Consider the following 16,776-nt stretch of genomic DNA (forward strand, 5'->3'; position numbering starts at 1 on the left):
TTGCCCAGGTTCAGAGGCGGCTTTTGTGAGAGAACGCATAAAAGCGCAGTGAAAAGAGAACAAAAAAATAACAAGACGCGCGGACGAAATGCCCGTTTGCGCTGCGGCTGGCGCAAACGGGCATTGCGGGTTACAGCGAGCGGAAGGACATCGCTTCGGCGAGGGTCTGATCATTGCGTAAGCGTTGCCAGGCGTCTTCGATATGCTCCGGAAAATCAACGTGAACCAGGTAATCGCGACCATTGGGTCCGTAGCCGTTGGCGTCATCACGCAGGCGAGGAATTTCCCCCAGCAGCAAAGAGAGATAGCGCTCAACCGGCCACAAACCGCGCTGGTGCGGATGAAACGCCAGCCCCTTCGGCGTGTTAATTAATCGCGGCGTAAAACCTGGCCAGCTTAGCCAGTGCGGCGCGTCCGTACACTGCTGGCTCAGGCGGGCAAACGTCGCCATAGTGCGCCGCTGCATCGTCGGGTCTTGCACCACCACCACGGTTTTCGGTTTTATCGCCTGCGAGATCAACATATCAATGCTGAAACGGGCATTTTCCCCGCAGTTAGTCGAGCGATCTTCTATCAGGATCTGTTTGTCGTTCAGATGCCAGAACTGGCGGGCAATATCGGCGAGGATCGCCGCTTCACGCCGCCCGGTGGTACGAATCACGTTATAACGCGGATGGCGGGCAATCGCCGAATAGAGAAAGGTCGTCGAGTGGCCCACGCCGCCGCTGATCAGCAAGGGTGTTTTCTGCGCGGCTGCCAGCCCGCAGGCAGCTTCAATGGTCGGAATGACGGCGTTACCCGCCAGGATCACCATATCCGCACGCACCGGTGCCGGTTTACCGGTGAAATCATTCTGCGCCAGCCATGCACCAAGCGCGTTCGCCGCGGCCAGCGTTGGCTCGGGCAAGGCGGGAAATGTTGTTTGCAGCATCAAAACCTCCTTCGCTTACTCTGTACAGACTACCCGGCTCACACGCCCTGAACAGGGGATCACTCTGAATCCTGTTCATGTAAGTTTCTGTAACTCCATTGATATACTGCTTTCACGCGTTGCCAACTTGGCATAAAGGGCGGAATTTTCTGTGACGTTGTCACTAACATAATATTAAAGGCGCTGCCGTGTTTAGCGGCAGCGCCTTAGTTACGTTTTCAATCGTTACAGGAACGAAAGAATCAGCTGTAACACAGCAATGATGATTTCGAGAGCGCGCTTAACGTATTCGCGATTAAACATCATCCGTTTTCCCTAACGGGAAGGAGCCGCACGGACAGGTTCTAACATTCCCCCGAATCTGCACGACATATTTTGTCGAAATATGGTGAGCGCCCCTTCCAAGCCTGAACCCTGCCAGCACTACCTGTTACAGCGAGGGAAATCCTTTTGCCCTGGCTTGAATAACGCTAACCACTTCAACGCGTGGCATTGTATCTCAATAAAACCGCATCAAAAATAGTGGATTACCTAATAAAAAAACTAAGCTATAGCTTAATAAAATACTTAACCATCGCTGACTCTTGCGTTATCTTAACCCCCGTCGAAATATGGTGATCGCCTAAATTTTTACGCGATTCATGAATACGGTTTAACAGATTCCTCACTAGCTTCTGTGAGACCGAAGAAAACCCCAGCCCTTGTAGCTGGGGTTTTTTTATGGCTGCGGCATAGGCAGCACGCGACGAGAGGATAACTTGATCTATATTTTCTTATGCACTTGCAATGCATTTATCGGCACACGTAGAATCGTTAGCCCCCTAACTATTTAGTCAGATAATCTTTAGGACTTCATGAATAACCGCAACTTTTGCTTTTATCCTCTGCGCTCGTCTCCCTGTGAGGCCAAAAAGTAATGCGTTTGCCGAAAAGCGATCCCTACGCGCCGCGCGACTGGGCTGCCCACGAAAAACCGATGTTGTTGGGTTCCCCTTCCACGCCGTGGCACAGCACACCGCGACGCATTGCCTACGGCATTGTTGGTCTGCTTGTCAGCCTGACCGGCGCGCTCGGCAATGCGATGGTGACGGCGAACTTGCAAAACCTGCAAGGCACTTTTGCTGCCTGGTCGACGGAGATCGCCTGGCTACCGGCGGTGTACGTAATGACCAACGTGTCTATCAACCTGTTGCTGGTGAAATTTCGCCAGCAGTATGGTTTACGTGCCTTTACCGAAGGTTTCCTGGTGCTCTATGTGCTGGTGACCTTCCTGCACCTGTTTATTAACGATCTCAGTTCCGCCCTGTTTGTGCGTGGCGCGCACGGCATGGTAGCGGCGGCACTCAGCTCGCTTGGGATCTATTACCAGATTCAGGCCTGGCCGGCGAAACACCGCTTAAAAGCGTTAACCATTGGCATTACTGGCTCGACGCTGGCGATCCCCATTGCCCGCCTGTTCTCCACGGAACTCCTGGAACTGAATGAGTGGCGCGGCCTGTATCTGTTTGAACTCGGGCTGGCGATGATTTCACTCGGCTGCGTGATTGCCCTGAAGCTGCCGCCGGGCGATCGCAAAAAAGTCTTTGAAAAGAAAGATTTCATTACCTTCTTCCTGCTCGCGCCCGGCATGGCTCTGCTCTGCGCGGTGTTGTCGCTCGGGCGTCTCGACTGGTGGTTTGAAGCGCCGTGGATTGGCTGGTCGCTGGCGGGTTCGCTGGTGTTAATTGTCTCGGCCATTGTCTTTGAGCACAACCGCAAAAACCCACTGCTCAATACCCGCTGGCTCTCCAGCGGCAGTATTGTGCGCCTCGGGCTGATTATGCTGCTTATTCGTATCGTGCTTGCCGAGCAGAACACTGGCATTTTTGGCTGGCTGCAATATGTCGGCCTGCAAAACGAGCAGATGACGCGGCTGGCGTGGTCGATTCTGGCAGGGATTATTTGCGGGATTGTCGCCAGTTGCCTGACGATCAAACCCCAGCGGCTGGCGTGGCCGATTGTCACTTCGCTGGCGCTGATGATTATCGCCTCGCTGATGGACAGCCACTCAACCAGCCTGACGCGCCCGGACCAGTTAATGTTCAGCCAGTTTCTGTTCGGCTTTGCCAGCGCGTTTTTTATCGCCCCGGCGATGCTGGCAGGTATCGGCGGCGTCATCGCCGAGCCGCGTAACCTGGTCAGTTTTTCGGTGCTGTTTGGCATGAGCCAGAATATCGGTGGCCTGTTAGGTTCCGCCATTCTTGGCACCTTCCAGATCTGGCGCGAAAAATACCACTCTAATTTGCTGGCGGATCAGCTCACCACCCTTAACCCGGTAGTGAATGAACGCCTGCAACTCTATAGCCAGATGTACCAAAGCATGATCGGCGACAGTTCATTATTGAGCACGCAAGCGGTGACCCAGTTGCAAACTGTTTCCACGCTGGAGGCGAATATTCTGGCTTATAACGATACTTACTTGCTGACGGCAAGCGTTGCTGCCGCCACGCTGTTATGGATTTTGTGGCGCTTGTTGCGTCTGCGTATTACCGCCCGTCTTGCACTGAAACGCGCGACAGGAAATAAATGATGATGTTAGTGGAGTCTCTATGAGTCAGCAGGATGCAGCAGCTAAAGAACAGGCCAATACCCGCAGTAATGTCCGCGTGGTTTCCCTTTTTACCGCCGCCGCCATTGTCATCGTCGGCGTACTGGCGATTTTGTACGCCTGGCAGTTGCCGCCGTTTACCCGCCATATGCAATCCACGGATAACGCCTATGTGCGCGGGCAAACCACCTTTATCAGCCCGCAGGTCAATGGCTATATCACCGAGGTGCCGGTACAGGACTTTGTGATGGTGAAAAAAGGCGATCTGATTATGCAGATAGACGATCGCATTTATCGCCAGCGCGTGGATCAGGCGAAAGCGACGCTGGCGATGAAACGTGCGGCGCTGGAAAATAATCTGCAACAGCGCAAAAGCGCCCAGGCGGTGATTGCCCGTAACGAGGCCGCGCTCGCCAGCGCCAAAGCGCAAAACCTGCAAGCGCAGGCTGATTTAAAACGCGTTAACGCGCTGACGGCAGACGGTTCACTCTCCATTCGCGAGCGGGATGCCGCCCTTGCCACCGCCGCACAGAACACGGCCAATATCGCTCAGGCGCAGGCAACCCTTGAAATGTCGCGCCAGGACCTGCAAACCACTATCGTTAACCGCGCTTCATTACAGGCGGATGTAGAAAATGCCACCGCCGCGCTGGAACTGGCAGAAATAGATCTGCAAAACACGCGCATTGTCGCCCCGCGCGACGGTCAACTGGGGCAAATCAGCGTGCGCCTGGGCGCCTATGTCACCGCCGGGACGCACCTGACGTCGCTGGTGCCGTCTCAGCGCTGGGTGATTGCGAATCTGAAAGAGACGCAACTGGCCAATGTGATTGTCGGTCAGCCGGTACGTTTCACCGTCGATGCTCTTGATGGCCGCACCTTTAACGGCCGCGTTGAGAGTATCTCGCCAGCCACCGGCGTCGAGTTCAGCGCCGTCAGTCCGGATAACGCCACCGGCAACTTTGTCAAAATCGCCCAGCGTATTCCGGTGCGTATTCAGGTGGAAGGTCAAGCCGACGACATTGCGCGTTTACGCCCGGGCATGTCAGTACAGGTGCATATTGATACGCAGGAGGCGCAAAAATGAGGCTGCGCCCCGCCGTTATCGCGTTGAGTCTTGCCCTTGCGGGTTGCCAGTCTGCCGATGTTGAAAAAGCGCAGCCGTCATTACACATCCCGGCCGCCTGGCGCAGCGAAGTGGGGCCAGCCAGCAAAACGGACAGCGTCTGGTGGCGAAATTTTCACGACAGCCAGCTAAACCGCTATGTCGATCAGGCCCTGCGTTACAACAGCGATGTGCTGATTGCCCGCGAGCGGGTTAATGAGTACCAGGCGCGGGTTTATGCCGCAGACAGCGCCCTGTTTCCTGAACTTGATGTCGGGTTGTCCGGGACGCGCGCGCGATCCCAGTCTGCCGCCACCGGCCTGCCCACGCACGGCACTGTCTACAAAGGTAATTTGACCGCCAGTTATGATGTCGATATCTGGGGGGCGAGCCGCAGCGCATCGCGGGCGGCAGAAGCGTCACTGGCGGCGCAGCAAGCCGCGGCGGCAGCGGCTGATCTGACGGTGGCGACCAATGTTGCCTCGGGTTATCTCACGTTGCTTTCGCTGGATGAGCAGTTGCAGGTGACCCGTTCAACGTTAAAAGCGCGGGAAGATGCCTTTCAGCTCGCCCGCCGTCAGTTTGAAACCGGCTATACTTCCCGGCTGGAGCTGGTGCAATCCGACTCGGAATTGCGGGCAACGCGCGCGCAGATCCCGGTGTTGCAACATCAGATTAGCCAGCAGGAAAATGCCCTGAGTCTATTGCTCGGCAATAATCCTGGTGCTGTCAATCGAGGCGCATTCGCGGCGCTGACGCCGCTGAAACTGCCATCGCAATTACCGTCAACGTTACTCAACCGGCGGCCGGATATTGTGCAGGTACAGCGCCAGTTAGTCGCCGCTGATGCAACACTTGCCTCTTCGCAGGCAAATTTATTGCCGTCCATCAATCTGACCGCCACCGGCAGTATGCAGGACGATACCCTGCCCGGCCTGCTCGATAACCCGCTGCGGCTGTGGAGTATTGGCGGCAGCATTCTCGCGCCGTTGTTGAACCGCCAGGCGCTAAATGCGCAGGTGGATGTGTCGATGTCGCAGCGCAACCAGGCGCTCTACACCTATGAGAAGACTGTGCGCAACGCGTTCAAAGAGGTGAACGACAGCCTGGACGCCATTACCCGTCTTGGCGAGCAGTTAGCCGAACTTGAAGGCCAGCAGGATGTCGCACAAGAGACGTTACGCATTGCGCAAAACCGCTACCGTAACGGCTACTCCTCATATCTGGACGTGCTGGATGCCCAACGCACGCTCTTTTCCGCGCAGCTAAGCGCCGTGCAGGTGAAAAACAATCTGCTGCTGGCGCAGGTTGATCTTTATCGCGCGCTGGGAGGTGGCTGGTCCGGTCTGAATTAAGTTTTTAATAACCAGGAGAAATGCTATGCAGCAGAAGTGGTCCGCGGTTGATGAATACTTAGAGCAACACCTTCTCCCGGAAGATGAAATCCTGACGCAAATACTGGCGAATAACCGGCGTGCCGGGCTTCCGGGCATTGATGTTTCCCCGATGCAGGGGCAGTTACTGGCGCTGTTTGTTCGCATGGTGCGGGCAAAACGCATTCTGGAAATCGGTACGCTGGGCGGTTACAGCACGCTGTGGATGGCGCGCGAACTGCCTTCTGACGGGGAGTTACTGACGCTGGAAGCCGACCCGTTACATGCGGCGATTGCCCGCGAAAATTTGCAACTCGCCGGTTTTTCCCGGCAGGTGAAAGTCGTTGAAGGCCCGGCGGTGGAAACCCTGGAAAACCTCGGCACGCACCCGCCTTTCGATCTGATTTTTATTGATGCTGACAAACCCAATAACCCCACGTATCTGAAGTGGGCGCTGCACTACTCGCGCCCCGGCACGCTGATTATTGGCGATAATGTAGTGCGCGGCGGCGAAGTGACCAACCCGGTGACCACCGATACCAGCGTGCAAGGGGTACGCAAGTTTATTGAGATGATCGGTGCCGACCCGCGATTGACCGCGACGGCGATGCAAACCGTCGGAGGCAAAGGGTGGGATGGGTTTACGTTGGCGTGGGTGAATGCGTGTTGAGATAATTTTGTTGGCCCGGTAAGCGCGTAGCACCATCGGGCCAACACAGATCATCACACGCTAATCTGTTCCATTGCCTGCAAAATGCGTTTATCCGAAATCGGGTACGGCGTGCCGAGCTGCTGCGCGAAGTAGCTGACGCGCAACTCTTCGATCATCCAGCGGATCTCTTTCACGTCTTCGTCTTCACGCCGCGCGGGCGGCAGCTTGTTTAGCCACTGCTGCCACGCCTGTTGTACCTGCTCCACTTTCAGCATTTGCGCCCGGTCGCGGTGCGGATCGACCGCCAGTTTCTCCAGCCGTTTTTCAATAGCCTGCAAATAACGCAGCGTATCGCCAAGACGTCGGAAACCATTACCGGTGACAAAACCGCGATACACCAGCCCGCTCATTTGCGCTTTAATGTCCGACAGCCCCAGCGCCATGGTCATATCGACGCGCCCTTTCAGACGTTTGTTGATAGTGAACACCGCCGTCAGGATCTGTTCGACCTGCTTCGCAATATCCACCACCGTGTCGTTGAGTTCGGCGCGCACTTTCTCGTGCAGCGCGGCAAAACCCTCTTGTGTCCAGACCGGGCCGCCCGCTTCGGCAATCAACTTATCCACGCCGCAGGCGATGCAATCATCAATCAGATCCAGCACTTTGCCGTACGGGTTGAAGTAAAGACCGAGTTTGGCTTTGTTCGGCAGTTTTTCGTGCAGATATTTTATCGGCGACGGAATATTTAGCAGCAGCAAACGGCGGATGCCACGCCACATCGCCTGCTGTTGCTCCTGCGGATTATCGAACAGCTTGATCGCGACACTGTCACGTTCATCAACCAGCGCTGGCCAGGCTTTCACCTTGTAATTGCCGCGTTTCTGCTCGTAGCTTTCTGCCAGCGTGCCAAAACTCCAGATATGCAGCCCGCTCTGCTCGATGCCGTCGTCGGCAACCGCCGATAACGTCTCCTGCACTTTGCCTTTAAGCTGCTCTTTTAAGTCGCTGAGCGAGCGCCCTTCGAGCAGCTTTTTGTTTTTGTCGTCCACCACACGAAACGAGATTTTCAGGTGATCCGGCACCTGGTCCCAGTGCCAGTCATCGCGATCCACAGTCACACCGGTCATTCGGCGCAGTTCGCGCTCCAGCGCATCCAGCAGCGGCATTTCCAGCGGCGTCACGCGGCCAAGAAAGGCTTCAGCATAATTGGGCGCGGGCACAAAGTTGCGGCGCGTCGGTTTCGGCAGCGATTTAATCAGCGCAATCACCAGTTCGCGGCGCAGACCGGGGATCTGCCACTCAAAACCGCTCTCTTCCACCTGGTTAAGCAGCGGCAGCGGAATATGTACCGTTACCCCGTCGGCGTCCGCGCCGGGCTCGAACTGGTAACTCAGGCGCAGCTTCAGGTTGCCCTGATGCCAGAAGTTTGGGTAATCCAGCTTGCTGACATTCTTCGCCCCCTCTTTGATCAACATGCTCTTTTCGAAGTTGAGCAAGTCGGGCGTTTCGCGGCCGGCCTTTTTCCACCAGCTATCAAAATGGCGGGCGGAAATCACCTCGTGGCTGATGCGCTGATCGTAAAACTCAAACAGTGTTTCGTCGTCCACCAGAATGTCGCGGCGACGGGATTTGTGTTCCAGTTCCTCCACTTCGGCGCGCAATTTCAGGTTTTCGCGGAAAAACGCATGGCGGGTTTGCCAGTCGCCCTCCACCAGCGCATGGCGAATAAACAGCTCGCGGCTCAATGCCGGATCGATCTGGCTGTAGTTCACTTTACGCGCGGCAACAATCGGCAGACCGTAAACGGTGACTTTTTCTGTCGCCATCACCGCGCCTTGCGCCCGCTCCCAGTGCGGCTCGCTGTAAGAACGCTTAATCAGATGCTGCGCAACAGGTTCAACCCATTCAGGATCGATACGCGCGGCGATGCGCCCCCACAGGCGGCTGGTTTCCACCAGTTCGGCCACCATCACCCATTTTGGCGGCTTCTTAAATAAACCTGATCCCGGGAAGATAGAGAATCGGGCGTTACGCGCCCCGGTAAATTCCTGTTTCTCTGCATCTTTCATACCGATATGCGACAGCAAACCGGTTAATAAAGCGATATGAATTTCACGGTATTGCGCCGGCTCGCTGTTCACCGGGATGCCTAACTCTTTCACCACCTGGCGCAACTGGGTGTAAATATCCTGCCATTCGCGCACGCGCAAATAGTTCAGGTAATCGACCCGGCACTGGCGGCGGAACTGGTTCGACGAGAGCGCTTTTTGCTGCTCGCCGAGGTAGTTCCACAGGTTCACAAAAGCGAGGAAGTCGGACTCTTTATCGTGGAAGCGTTGATGTTTTTCATCGGAAGCCTGCTTTTTATCCAGCGGCCGCTCGCGGGGATCCTGAATCGACAGTGCCGAAGTGATGATCATCGCTTCACGCACACAGCCATGTTTTTGCGCTTCCAGCACCATGCGCGCCAGGCGCGGATCGACCGGCAACTGGGATAACTGGCGGCCGAGCGGCGTCAGTTTATAAGCGACTTGTTGTTCATCCGTCGTGATCGCGCCGAGTTCTTCCAGCAGGCGCACGCCATCCTGGATATTGCGTTTATCCGGCGCTTCAACAAACGGGAATGCGGCGATATCGCCCAGCCCCAGCGCGGTCATTTGCAGAATGACCGACGCCAGGTTAGTGCGCAGAATCTCCGGGTCGGTAAATTCCGGGCGCGAGAGGAAATCATCTTCCGAATAGAGACGAATACAGATCCCTTCCGAGACGCGCCCGCAACGCCCTTTACGCTGGTTCGCCGAAGCCTGCGAGACCGGCTCAATCGGCAGGCGCTGTACTTTGGTGCGATAGCTGTAACGGCTGATACGCGCCGTGCCAGGGTCAATCACATATTTAATGCCCGGCACGGTGAGCGAGGTTTCGGCAACGTTAGTCGCCAGCACAATGCGCCGCCCGCTGTGAGCCTGGAAGACCCGGTTTTGCTCGCTGTTCGACAAGCGCGCGTAGAGCGGCAGGATCTCCGTATGGCGCAGATCGCGTTTATTCAGCGCATCTGCCGTATCGCGGATTTCCCGCTCGCCGCTCATAAAGATCAGAATATCGCCTGCGCTTTCGCGACCCAGTTCATCGACGGCGTCAAAAATCGCCTGTAACTGGTCACGTTCGGTATCGTCGGCCTCTTCCACAATCGGGCGATAGCGCACTTCCACCGGATAAGTCCGGCCAGAGACTTCAATAATCGGCGCATTGTTGAAATGGCGGGAAAAACGCTCAGGGTCGATGGTCGCCGAGGTGATGATAATTTTCAGATCCGGGCGGCGCGGCAGCAGTTCGCGCAGGTAACCGAGCAGGAAGTCGATGTTCAGGCTGCGTTCGTGGGCTTCATCGATAATGATGGTGTCGTACTGCATCAGCAGCCGATCCTGCTGGATTTCCGCCAGCAGAATACCGTCCGTCATCAGCTTAACCATCGTGTTGTCGCTGACATGGTCGCTGAAACGCACCTTATAGCCGATGCAGCCGCCCGGCTCGGTCTTGAGTTCTTCGGCAATACGATTGGCAACGGTTCGCGCGGCCAGACGGCGCGGCTGGGTATGACCAATCAGCCCCTTAATGCCGCGCCCCAGCTCCATACAAATCTTTGGCAACTGGGTGGTTTTACCGGAGCCGGTTTCACCGGCGACAATCACCACTTGGTTATCGCGTACGGCTTCAAGAATGGCCTGTTTCTTCTGGCTGACCGGCAAATTATCCGGGTAGTCAATCGTCGGACGAGAGGCTTCGCGCTGCGCCACTTTTTCAGCGGCTTGTGCGGCATCCTGCGCAATCTGTTGAAACAGCGCCTGCTGAGATTCAGGATTTTTAACTTTCTTGCTGCCCTGTAGCCGCCGGGCAAAGCGCTGTTTGTCACGCAACATCAGATTGTCGAGTTGCGCATAGAGTTCGGTAATCGTCAATTTTTGTTGTTCAGTCATAGATTTATCAGGCAGGACACTGCCGGGAAACTTTGTCAGTTCGCAATGTGCGTAGAATAGCACATCGCAATAATCCTTTTCTTGTTCAAGAAATTCGAACATAGGCTTCGATATATTGCGCTATTCATGTCACGCGTTTGTGAATAGAGTGTCACGAAATCACGGGGCAACCCAGCGTAAATACAACAAAGGAAACAACCCAATGGGTAAAGTATTAGTTCTTAAATCCAGCATTCTGGCAGGGTATTCGCAATCTTCGCAGTTGGCCGATTATTTTGTTGATCAGTGGCGTGAAAAGCACGCCGACGATCAGATTACCGTTCGCGACCTGGCGGCAAACCCGATTCCGGTGCTGGACGGTGAATTAGTGGGCGCGCTGCGCCCAAGCGATGCGCCGCTGACCCCGCGTCAGCAGGAAGCGCTGGCGCTTTCCGACGAATTGATTGCTGAACTGCAAGCGCATGACGTTATCGTGATTAACGCCCCGATGTACAACTTCAACATTCCGACACAGCTGAAAAACTACTTCGACCTGGTAGCGCGTGCGGGTGTGACCTTCCGTTACACCGAAAACGGCCCGGAAGGCCTGGTGAAAGGTAAACGTGCGGTTATCCTCTCCAGCCGTGGCGGTATTCACAAAGACACCCCGTCTGACCTGGTGGCTCCGTACCTGAAGCTGTTCCTGGGTTTCATCGGTATTACTGACGTGAACTTCGTGTTTGCAGAAGGGATTGCCTACGGCCCGGAAGTGGCAACCAAAGCGCAGATCGACGCCAAAGCGGCTATCGACAGCCTGGTGGCTGCGTAAGATTTCCCCCCTCTCACCGCCCGGTGGGAGGGTTATTTCTCCTTCCTGAACCACTTGCCATTGATGCCCTGCACATAATCACCCGGCTTTGCGCGCTCAACCAGTTTCTGCCCTGCCATATTGGCAACATCATCTACCGGAATATTATTGCGATCCGCCAGTTGCTGATAGCTTTCGGTGCGCGCTTTGTTGATGCGCTCGACTAACGCCAGGGTCTCTTTATCGTGACGGATGGGCGCGATATAGCCGTTTAAAGTTTCCCCTACGCGACCCTGCGTGCGGGCTTCATCCAACGTCAGCGCCTGTGCGAGGGGGCTTGCCAGGCTCAGTGCCAGCAGCGCGGTTACGACTCGTTTTTTCATCATCGCCTCAGAACAGATCGCTACGGGATTTCAGCAGGGTTTCCACATCTTTATCGACTTTGATATGGATTTCATGCTCGATTTTCACATTCATATTGATGGTTATCGGCTCTTTCGGCGCCGCCACTTCAATGCGCGGCGTACAGGCGACAAGCAGGGTCGCCATGAACAGGCCTGGCACGGCTTTCAGGGTTCTCATTGTTTATCCTCACACGACTTGCCCTTTGCACAGCGGGCTTCGGGAAGCGCCGCATGTTGCTCAAGCCATGACTGCAAATTGTCGCCAAAACGTAAACTGCGCCACAAAGTGAACACGTTCTCCTGATGGGTATAGTTCAGATTAACGGTACTGCTTTTACCGTCCACAAAACTGGTGCCGGTAATAGTGGCCTTCATCTTTAACAGGCCAAGGTTATCCAAATCAATCTTCGTCCACGAGCGGGAAATTTCCATATAACGTAGCCAGTTAATCGCCGCGCCTGCGGCCATATGATCTTTCACCACCGCATCCGCCGTATCTTTATCAATCCGCAGCGTCATCGCGCCGGGGTTATGGAGCCAGCCATCTTTGATGATCCACTGCGGGTTATCCAGCCACAGCGGCAGCGCGCCGTCAAACGGCCCGGAGAGGGCAAACTGCTTCGGGTTCACCGCGCTTATCACTTCACTGGCTTCAATATGCTTGAGACGCAGTAACGCCGGGGCGTGCTGCGGCAGGCGCAACTGCTGCATGGTGACCTGACCGCCCAGCACATCAATACTGACATCACTTAAGGTAAGCGGGTTCTCTTCACTCCACGGCCAGGCGCCTTGCAAATCTGCCGTGATGTTTTTCGCCGTCACCTGGTTAACCACCTCGCTGATGCGCAGCGATACCGGGCGTCGGGTTCCCAGTTGCCAGGTGGCGTCGCGGTAGCGAAATGGCAGCACGAAATCCACGCCGCGGATCTGGTTGTCCGGCGTCCAGACGCTGCCGCTTTTCAGTACGCCATGCCCGCCCGCTTCAAAGCCCTGATCCGCCGCCGCCGAGAAGGCAATCTGTGCATACAGCGAACCGTCAAGCAGATTCATTTTCCACTCCGGCGGGATCAGCGGCTGGAACACCGTTAACGACTGTTGCGGCCACCACGCCTGGCCACGCAGGCGCTCGCCATCCCAGCGGCCATTCACCCGTACCGGGCCAATCGTATCGGCGCTAAGGGCGCCTTTAAACTGAAACATCGTTGGTTCTGTGCCGTCGACGCTAAAATTCAATGTCGAGGCGGGCAAGACGCTGCCGCCGCTAAAAGTGGTTTGCCCGGCATCGAGCGTCAACGCACCGGTAAATTGTGGATTGTTCTCATCGCGAACCCAGCGCACCGGCTTATCGAGCACCAGACGAGGCTGGCTCATTTGCATGGCACCGTACTGCAACTGATCAAAACCGGTCGACAGATCGGCCAGGGTGATCGTGTTATCGCGCCACTCGCCACGCCCGGCGACATCCCAGCGCGCATGCATCGGTGTGAAATGACCATCGCCCCAGTAACGCCAGCGCCACAGGCCATCATCGGGCAGAAAATCTTGCGCCTGGCCATCAAGATGCAGAACAAAATCGCCCATCGCGTTTTCATGGGCACGCAAAATAGCCTGCAAACGCCCGTCGATTCCGCGTTGCGTCAATTTAACGCCCGCCAGTGGCCAGCGCACTTCATCAATATTCAGCGAGTCGATCACTCTTCCGCGCGAGCGCAACAGTGCTCCGGGGGTAAAGACCAGGTGCGGATCGTCGACGCTGCCGCTCAGTTGCGCCGGTAACACGGCATACAACACCAGATCGCCCCGCTTTGCTTCGCCGGTAAGCTGGAGTGGCATGGCGCTATTGGTCGTGCTGATGCGCCCCGGCCCAATGTTAAGTACCGCGTTGCCTTTGCCCGCATCGCCCTGCGTCAACACATTTAAACGCCCGCTGATCAGCGCGTTTTCCAGCCCGTCCTGCCAGTTTTCTACTTTCAAACCCACACGGCCGCTTAACGGGAAGCCCTGATAAGGCCAGTTCCAGCGCCCGTCGCTGATGGTTAACTGCTGCGCGGTTGCCTGCCAGGGGAGATCCAGCAGCGGATCGCCCCCGTCGCGCGACATCACAATTAACTGCCCTTCGTTGTCGCGCCAGTCGAGATCGACATCCACAACGCCTGGCTGCTGCGCCACGGTTAACGTGCTCTGCATATGTCCGTTAACCGGCACGTCGCCCGGCACGTTGGGCAAAGTAAATTCACCGCCGAGCGTGAGGGGTGGTTGGTCATCAAACAGCCGCAGCGCCATGCGATTCACACTCAGTGCCTGGCCGCGCAACCGCGCGTTCAGCTCGACCCGTTCACCGCTGTAATTCAGCTCCTGAATTTCTGGCGTCAACGCCAGCGACAGCTTGCCTTCCCATGTTTTCCACGGCGAAACCGTTAAGCGATCGACGGTTACCCAGCTATAGGGTAGCAGCGCCTGCCATTGCGCGAGGGTGCGCGGTGCGGTGGAGGATGCGTCTTTTTGCGAAAGGGTGTTGAAACAGGCGGTGTTAATATCCAGCGAATCAATATGAAGCTGCCAGCGGCTGGGGTGCGTCAGGGTGGCATTGTTAAGCTGCGCCAGTGGACAGTCGCCAACGAGGTAGCGCAGATCGGGAATATGCAGCGCATGGCGCGTGAAACGCGGGCTGTCGCTCATCGCGATGCGCGTGCCCGCCGGTAACCAGATGCCAACCAGCGTTGGCACCCAGTGCGCAAGGGTCAGCAGCAGCGTAAGCGGCAGCAGAATGAGCAATAACAGCAGTGCGATGGCGGCTTTGTATTTACCCCTCATGGGTAGCTAATATCCTGATTTTGCATGTGATTAAGCCGGAGCTGGCGGTTATTGTTGCATGTTTAGACGCCGCATTGAAGGCGTAGCCGTTTTAATCATAGCCTGACGGGTGCGTTTGCTGTAAGGCGAGTTCACATATACTGAAGGTGGAAGCATTCACCATGCTCATATTTATCAATAAGATTTGAACGTTTACATAATAATTTTAAAACGTGATAATGTGAGCAGAGATTATTGGAGAAAGTCTTATGAAACTCGCGATATACAGCACAAAGCAATACGATAAAAAGTATTTGCAGCAGGTAAACGAGCATTACGGCTATGATCTTGAATTTTTCGACTTTCTGTTAACCGAGAGAACCGCGAAGACCGCCAACGGCTGTGAAGGTGTTTGTATCTTCGTAAACGACGACGGTAGCCGCCCGGTGCTGGAAGAACTGAAGAAGCTCGGTGTGAAGTTTATCGCTCTGCGCTGCGCCGGTTTTAATAACGTGGATCTGGATGCGGCAAAAGAGCTGGGGCTGCGCGTAGTGCGTGTTCCGGCCTATTCTCCTGAAGCGGTGGCGGAACATGCCATCGGCATGATGATGACGCTGAACCGTCGTATTCATCGCGCTTACCAGCGCACCCGCGATGCCAACTTCTCCCTTGAAGGGCTGACCGGCTTCACGATGTTCGGCAAAACCGCCGGTGTGATTGGCACCGGTAAAATCGGCATTGCCGCCCTGCGTATTTTGAAAGGGTTTGGTATGCGTCTGCTGGCGTTCGATCCCTATCCGAGCGCGGCGGCACTGGAGCTGGGCGTCGAGTATGTCGATCTGGATACGCTCTTTTCACAGGCCGATGTTATTTCCCTGCACTGCCCGCTGACGCCGGAAAACTTCCACCTCCTCAATCGCAGCGCGTTTGAAAAGATGAAAGATGGCGTGATGATAATCAACACCAGCCGGGGTGGCTTGATTGATTCCCAGGCCGCTATTGAAGCGCTGAAAACGCAGAAAATCGGCGCACTGGGGATGGATGTGTATGAAAACGAACGCGATCTGTTCTTTGAAGATAAATCTAACGATGTGATTCAGGATGATGTGTTCCGCCGTCTGTCGGCCTGCCATAACGTGCTGTTTACCGGCCATCAGGCATTCCTGACCGCCGAGGCGTTAACCAGCATTTCCGAAACCACGCTGGAAAACTTGCGTCAGCTGCGCGACGGCGAAACCTGCCCGAATGCGCTGGCCTGATACCCTGTTCCCCTGTGCGCAGGGGAACGCTTTAAGATAAACCCCGATGACACGGCGATTTCACCGGGTACAATTCCCACCGTTTTAATGGAAAAGTCCTTAGAGGAAGAGATGAAGAAGATTATCACTTTGGTTGCATTGAGCGTGGTTCTTGCCGGCTGCGTCAGTTCCCGCACCGTATTGCTCAAACCGGAACAACTGGAGAACCAGCGTTTTGTGTTGACCACGGTAAACGGCCAGGCCATCACGCCAGGCGAACAGGCACCCGAAATCCGCTTTGATAAAGATATGCGCGTCTCGGGCAAAATGTGTAACGGCTTTACCGGCCAGGGCAAGCTGTCTGACGGTGCATTAACCGTAAAACACCTGGCGATGACCATGATGATGTGTCCCGACCCGAAGCGTAACGAACTGGATCACACCATTAATGCGATGCTCAGTGAAGGGGCGCAGGTTGACCTGACCGACAATCAACTGACGCTGGCGACAGCATCGCAAACACTGATTTATACCCGCGCAGCGAACGCTCAGTAACTGCCGCAGCTTCCAGTGGCAAGCGACTGCTCACTGCACCGCTTGCCATTGGGTAAGGCGCACATCCCCACTATCGAACCATCAAGCTGACGCGCGACCGACGCCGAACCACCAATCATGGCGCAATTTGCCTGCCCACCATTCGACATCGCGGCTTTTAACCCCGGCGCAACGTGCGCGGCGGTCGCCTGCTGAACGGGTTCATTACTGCATGCCGACAGCAATAACGCGGCACACCCTACCCAAAACGCTGAACGCATCTCTCTTCCCCTCAAAAAAAGCGAAACCCAAGCATCATAGGCAGCACAGCGCAATACGTCGAGAGCCGAAAGTCATGTTTATGCGCCGGTGAAACATTTTTTTGCGATTTTTCTGGT

Annotated in this window: 13 protein-coding genes; 7 read left to right on the forward strand and 6 right to left on the reverse strand. The window is 55.6% G+C overall.

Translation table 11 applies throughout. The annotated features are described in order from the left end of the window. Window positions 1-130: 130 nt before the first annotated feature. Complete coding sequence (locus tag Q5705_02485) at window positions 131-931, reverse strand: YdcF family protein (protein WLI77453.1); 801 nt, start codon at window positions 929-931, stop codon at window positions 131-133. A 916-nt stretch (window positions 932-1,847) separates the two neighbouring features. Between Q5705_02485 and Q5705_02490 the strand changes: the two genes are divergently transcribed. The 4 genes from Q5705_02490 to Q5705_02505 are packed head-to-tail and all read left to right on the forward strand — an operon-like array spanning window position 1,848 to window position 6,666. Continuing rightward, window positions 1,848-3,500 (forward strand): MFS transporter, encoded by a 1,653-nt coding sequence (locus Q5705_02490; GenBank protein ID WLI77454.1) that lies wholly within the window; start codon window positions 1,848-1,850, stop codon window positions 3,498-3,500. A gap of 19 nt (window positions 3,501-3,519) precedes the next feature. Next, complete coding sequence (locus tag Q5705_02495) at window positions 3,520-4,605, forward strand: HlyD family secretion protein (GenBank protein WLI77455.1); 1,086 nt, start codon at window positions 3,520-3,522, stop codon at window positions 4,603-4,605. Beyond that, window positions 4,602-5,978, forward strand: coding sequence for an efflux transporter outer membrane subunit (locus tag Q5705_02500; protein ID WLI77456.1), 1,377 nt, complete (start codon window positions 4,602-4,604; stop codon window positions 5,976-5,978). The genes Q5705_02495 and Q5705_02500 overlap by 4 nt, the downstream gene beginning before the upstream one ends. Window positions 5,979-6,003: 25 nt before the next feature. After that, window positions 6,004-6,666 (forward strand): O-methyltransferase, encoded by a 663-nt coding sequence (locus Q5705_02505; GenBank protein ID WLI77457.1) that lies wholly within the window; start codon window positions 6,004-6,006, stop codon window positions 6,664-6,666. A 53-nt stretch (window positions 6,667-6,719) separates the two neighbouring features. Here the strand turns inward: Q5705_02505 and hrpA are convergent, their stop codons facing one another. Next, on the reverse strand, window positions 6,720-10,622 hold the full coding sequence (gene hrpA / locus Q5705_02510) for an ATP-dependent RNA helicase HrpA (protein ID WLI77458.1): 3,903 nt from the start codon (window positions 10,620-10,622) through the stop codon (window positions 6,720-6,722). Window positions 10,623-10,824: 202 nt separating this feature from the next. Between hrpA and azoR the strand changes: the two genes are divergently transcribed. Beyond that, entirely contained in the window at window positions 10,825-11,430 is a 606-nt protein-coding gene (gene azoR, locus Q5705_02515) for an FMN-dependent NADH-azoreductase (GenBank protein WLI77459.1), read from the forward strand. 32 nt (window positions 11,431-11,462) lie between these two features. Here the strand turns inward: azoR and Q5705_02520 are convergent, their stop codons facing one another. From Q5705_02520 to Q5705_02530, 3 genes are read right to left on the reverse strand one after another with little or no spacing between them, the layout of a single operon-like run. Continuing rightward, a complete protein-coding gene (locus tag Q5705_02520; GenBank protein ID WLI77460.1) occupies window positions 11,463-11,792 on the reverse strand; it encodes a YdbL family protein in 330 nt (109 codons plus the stop codon). Between the two features lie 7 nt (window positions 11,793-11,799). Further along, window positions 11,800-11,991, reverse strand: a complete 192-nt coding sequence (locus Q5705_02525) for a YnbE family lipoprotein (GenBank protein ID WLI77461.1) — start codon at window positions 11,989-11,991, stop codon at window positions 11,800-11,802. Further along, the gene (locus Q5705_02530; protein WLI77462.1) at window positions 11,988-14,627 is read right to left on the reverse strand and encodes a YdbH family protein; all 2,640 of its coding nucleotides are present in this window, start codon (window positions 14,625-14,627) and stop codon (window positions 11,988-11,990) included. Before Q5705_02530 ends, Q5705_02525 begins: the two co-directional genes overlap by 4 nt. A 248-nt stretch (window positions 14,628-14,875) precedes the next feature. Between Q5705_02530 and Q5705_02535 the strand changes: the two genes are divergently transcribed. Together Q5705_02535 and hslJ are read left to right on the forward strand one after the other, a co-directional pair. Further along, window positions 14,876-15,865, forward strand: a complete 990-nt coding sequence (locus Q5705_02535) for a 2-hydroxyacid dehydrogenase (protein WLI77463.1) — start codon at window positions 14,876-14,878, stop codon at window positions 15,863-15,865. 111 nt (window positions 15,866-15,976) lie between these two features. Then, window positions 15,977-16,399 carry a heat shock protein HslJ gene (gene hslJ / locus Q5705_02540; protein ID WLI77464.1) on the forward strand — a complete coding sequence of 141 codons (423 nt, stop codon included), beginning with the start codon at window positions 15,977-15,979 and terminating at the stop codon, window positions 16,397-16,399. Here hslJ and Q5705_02545 read toward each other — a convergent pair. Beyond that, the gene (locus tag Q5705_02545; GenBank protein ID WLI77465.1) at window positions 16,393-16,659 is read right to left on the reverse strand and encodes a DUF333 domain-containing protein; all 267 of its coding nucleotides are present in this window, start codon (window positions 16,657-16,659) and stop codon (window positions 16,393-16,395) included. The genes hslJ and Q5705_02545 overlap by 7 nt on opposite strands. Window positions 16,660-16,776 lie beyond the last annotated feature (117 nt).

This window comes from Kosakonia sp. H02 (assembly GCA_030704225.1).
In the GTDB taxonomy this organism is placed as follows: Bacteria; Pseudomonadota; Gammaproteobacteria; order Enterobacterales; family Enterobacteriaceae; genus Kosakonia.

Excerpts from the sequence above, each read along its gene's own strand:
- azoR (WLI77459.1), top strand. The coding sequence starts at position 10,825 with ATGGGTAAAGTATTAGTTCTTAAATCCAGCATTCTGGCAGGGTATTCG.
- Q5705_02500 (WLI77456.1), top strand. The coding sequence starts at position 4,602 with ATGAGGCTGCGCCCCGCCGTTATCGCGTTGAGTCTTGCCCTTGCGGGT.
- Q5705_02545 (WLI77465.1), bottom strand. The coding sequence starts at position 16,659 with ATGCGTTCAGCGTTTTGGGTAGGGTGTGCCGCGTTATTGCTGTCGGCA.
- Q5705_02535 (WLI77463.1), top strand. The coding sequence starts at position 14,876 with ATGAAACTCGCGATATACAGCACAAAGCAATACGATAAAAAGTATTTG.
- hrpA (WLI77458.1), bottom strand. The coding sequence starts at position 10,622 with ATGACTGAACAACAAAAATTGACGATTACCGAACTCTATGCGCAACTC.
- Q5705_02485 (WLI77453.1), bottom strand. The coding sequence starts at position 931 with ATGCTGCAAACAACATTTCCCGCCTTGCCCGAGCCAACGCTGGCCGCG.
- Q5705_02530 (WLI77462.1), bottom strand. The coding sequence starts at position 14,627 with ATGAGGGGTAAATACAAAGCCGCCATCGCACTGCTGTTATTGCTCATT.
- Q5705_02495 (WLI77455.1), top strand. The coding sequence starts at position 3,520 with ATGAGTCAGCAGGATGCAGCAGCTAAAGAACAGGCCAATACCCGCAGT.
- Q5705_02505 (WLI77457.1), top strand. The coding sequence starts at position 6,004 with ATGCAGCAGAAGTGGTCCGCGGTTGATGAATACTTAGAGCAACACCTT.
- Q5705_02520 (WLI77460.1), bottom strand. The coding sequence starts at position 11,792 with ATGAAAAAACGAGTCGTAACCGCGCTGCTGGCACTGAGCCTGGCAAGC.
- Q5705_02525 (WLI77461.1), bottom strand. The coding sequence starts at position 11,991 with ATGAGAACCCTGAAAGCCGTGCCAGGCCTGTTCATGGCGACCCTGCTT.
- Q5705_02490 (WLI77454.1), top strand. The coding sequence starts at position 1,848 with ATGCGTTTGCCGAAAAGCGATCCCTACGCGCCGCGCGACTGGGCTGCC.
- hslJ (WLI77464.1), top strand. The coding sequence starts at position 15,977 with ATGAAGAAGATTATCACTTTGGTTGCATTGAGCGTGGTTCTTGCCGGC.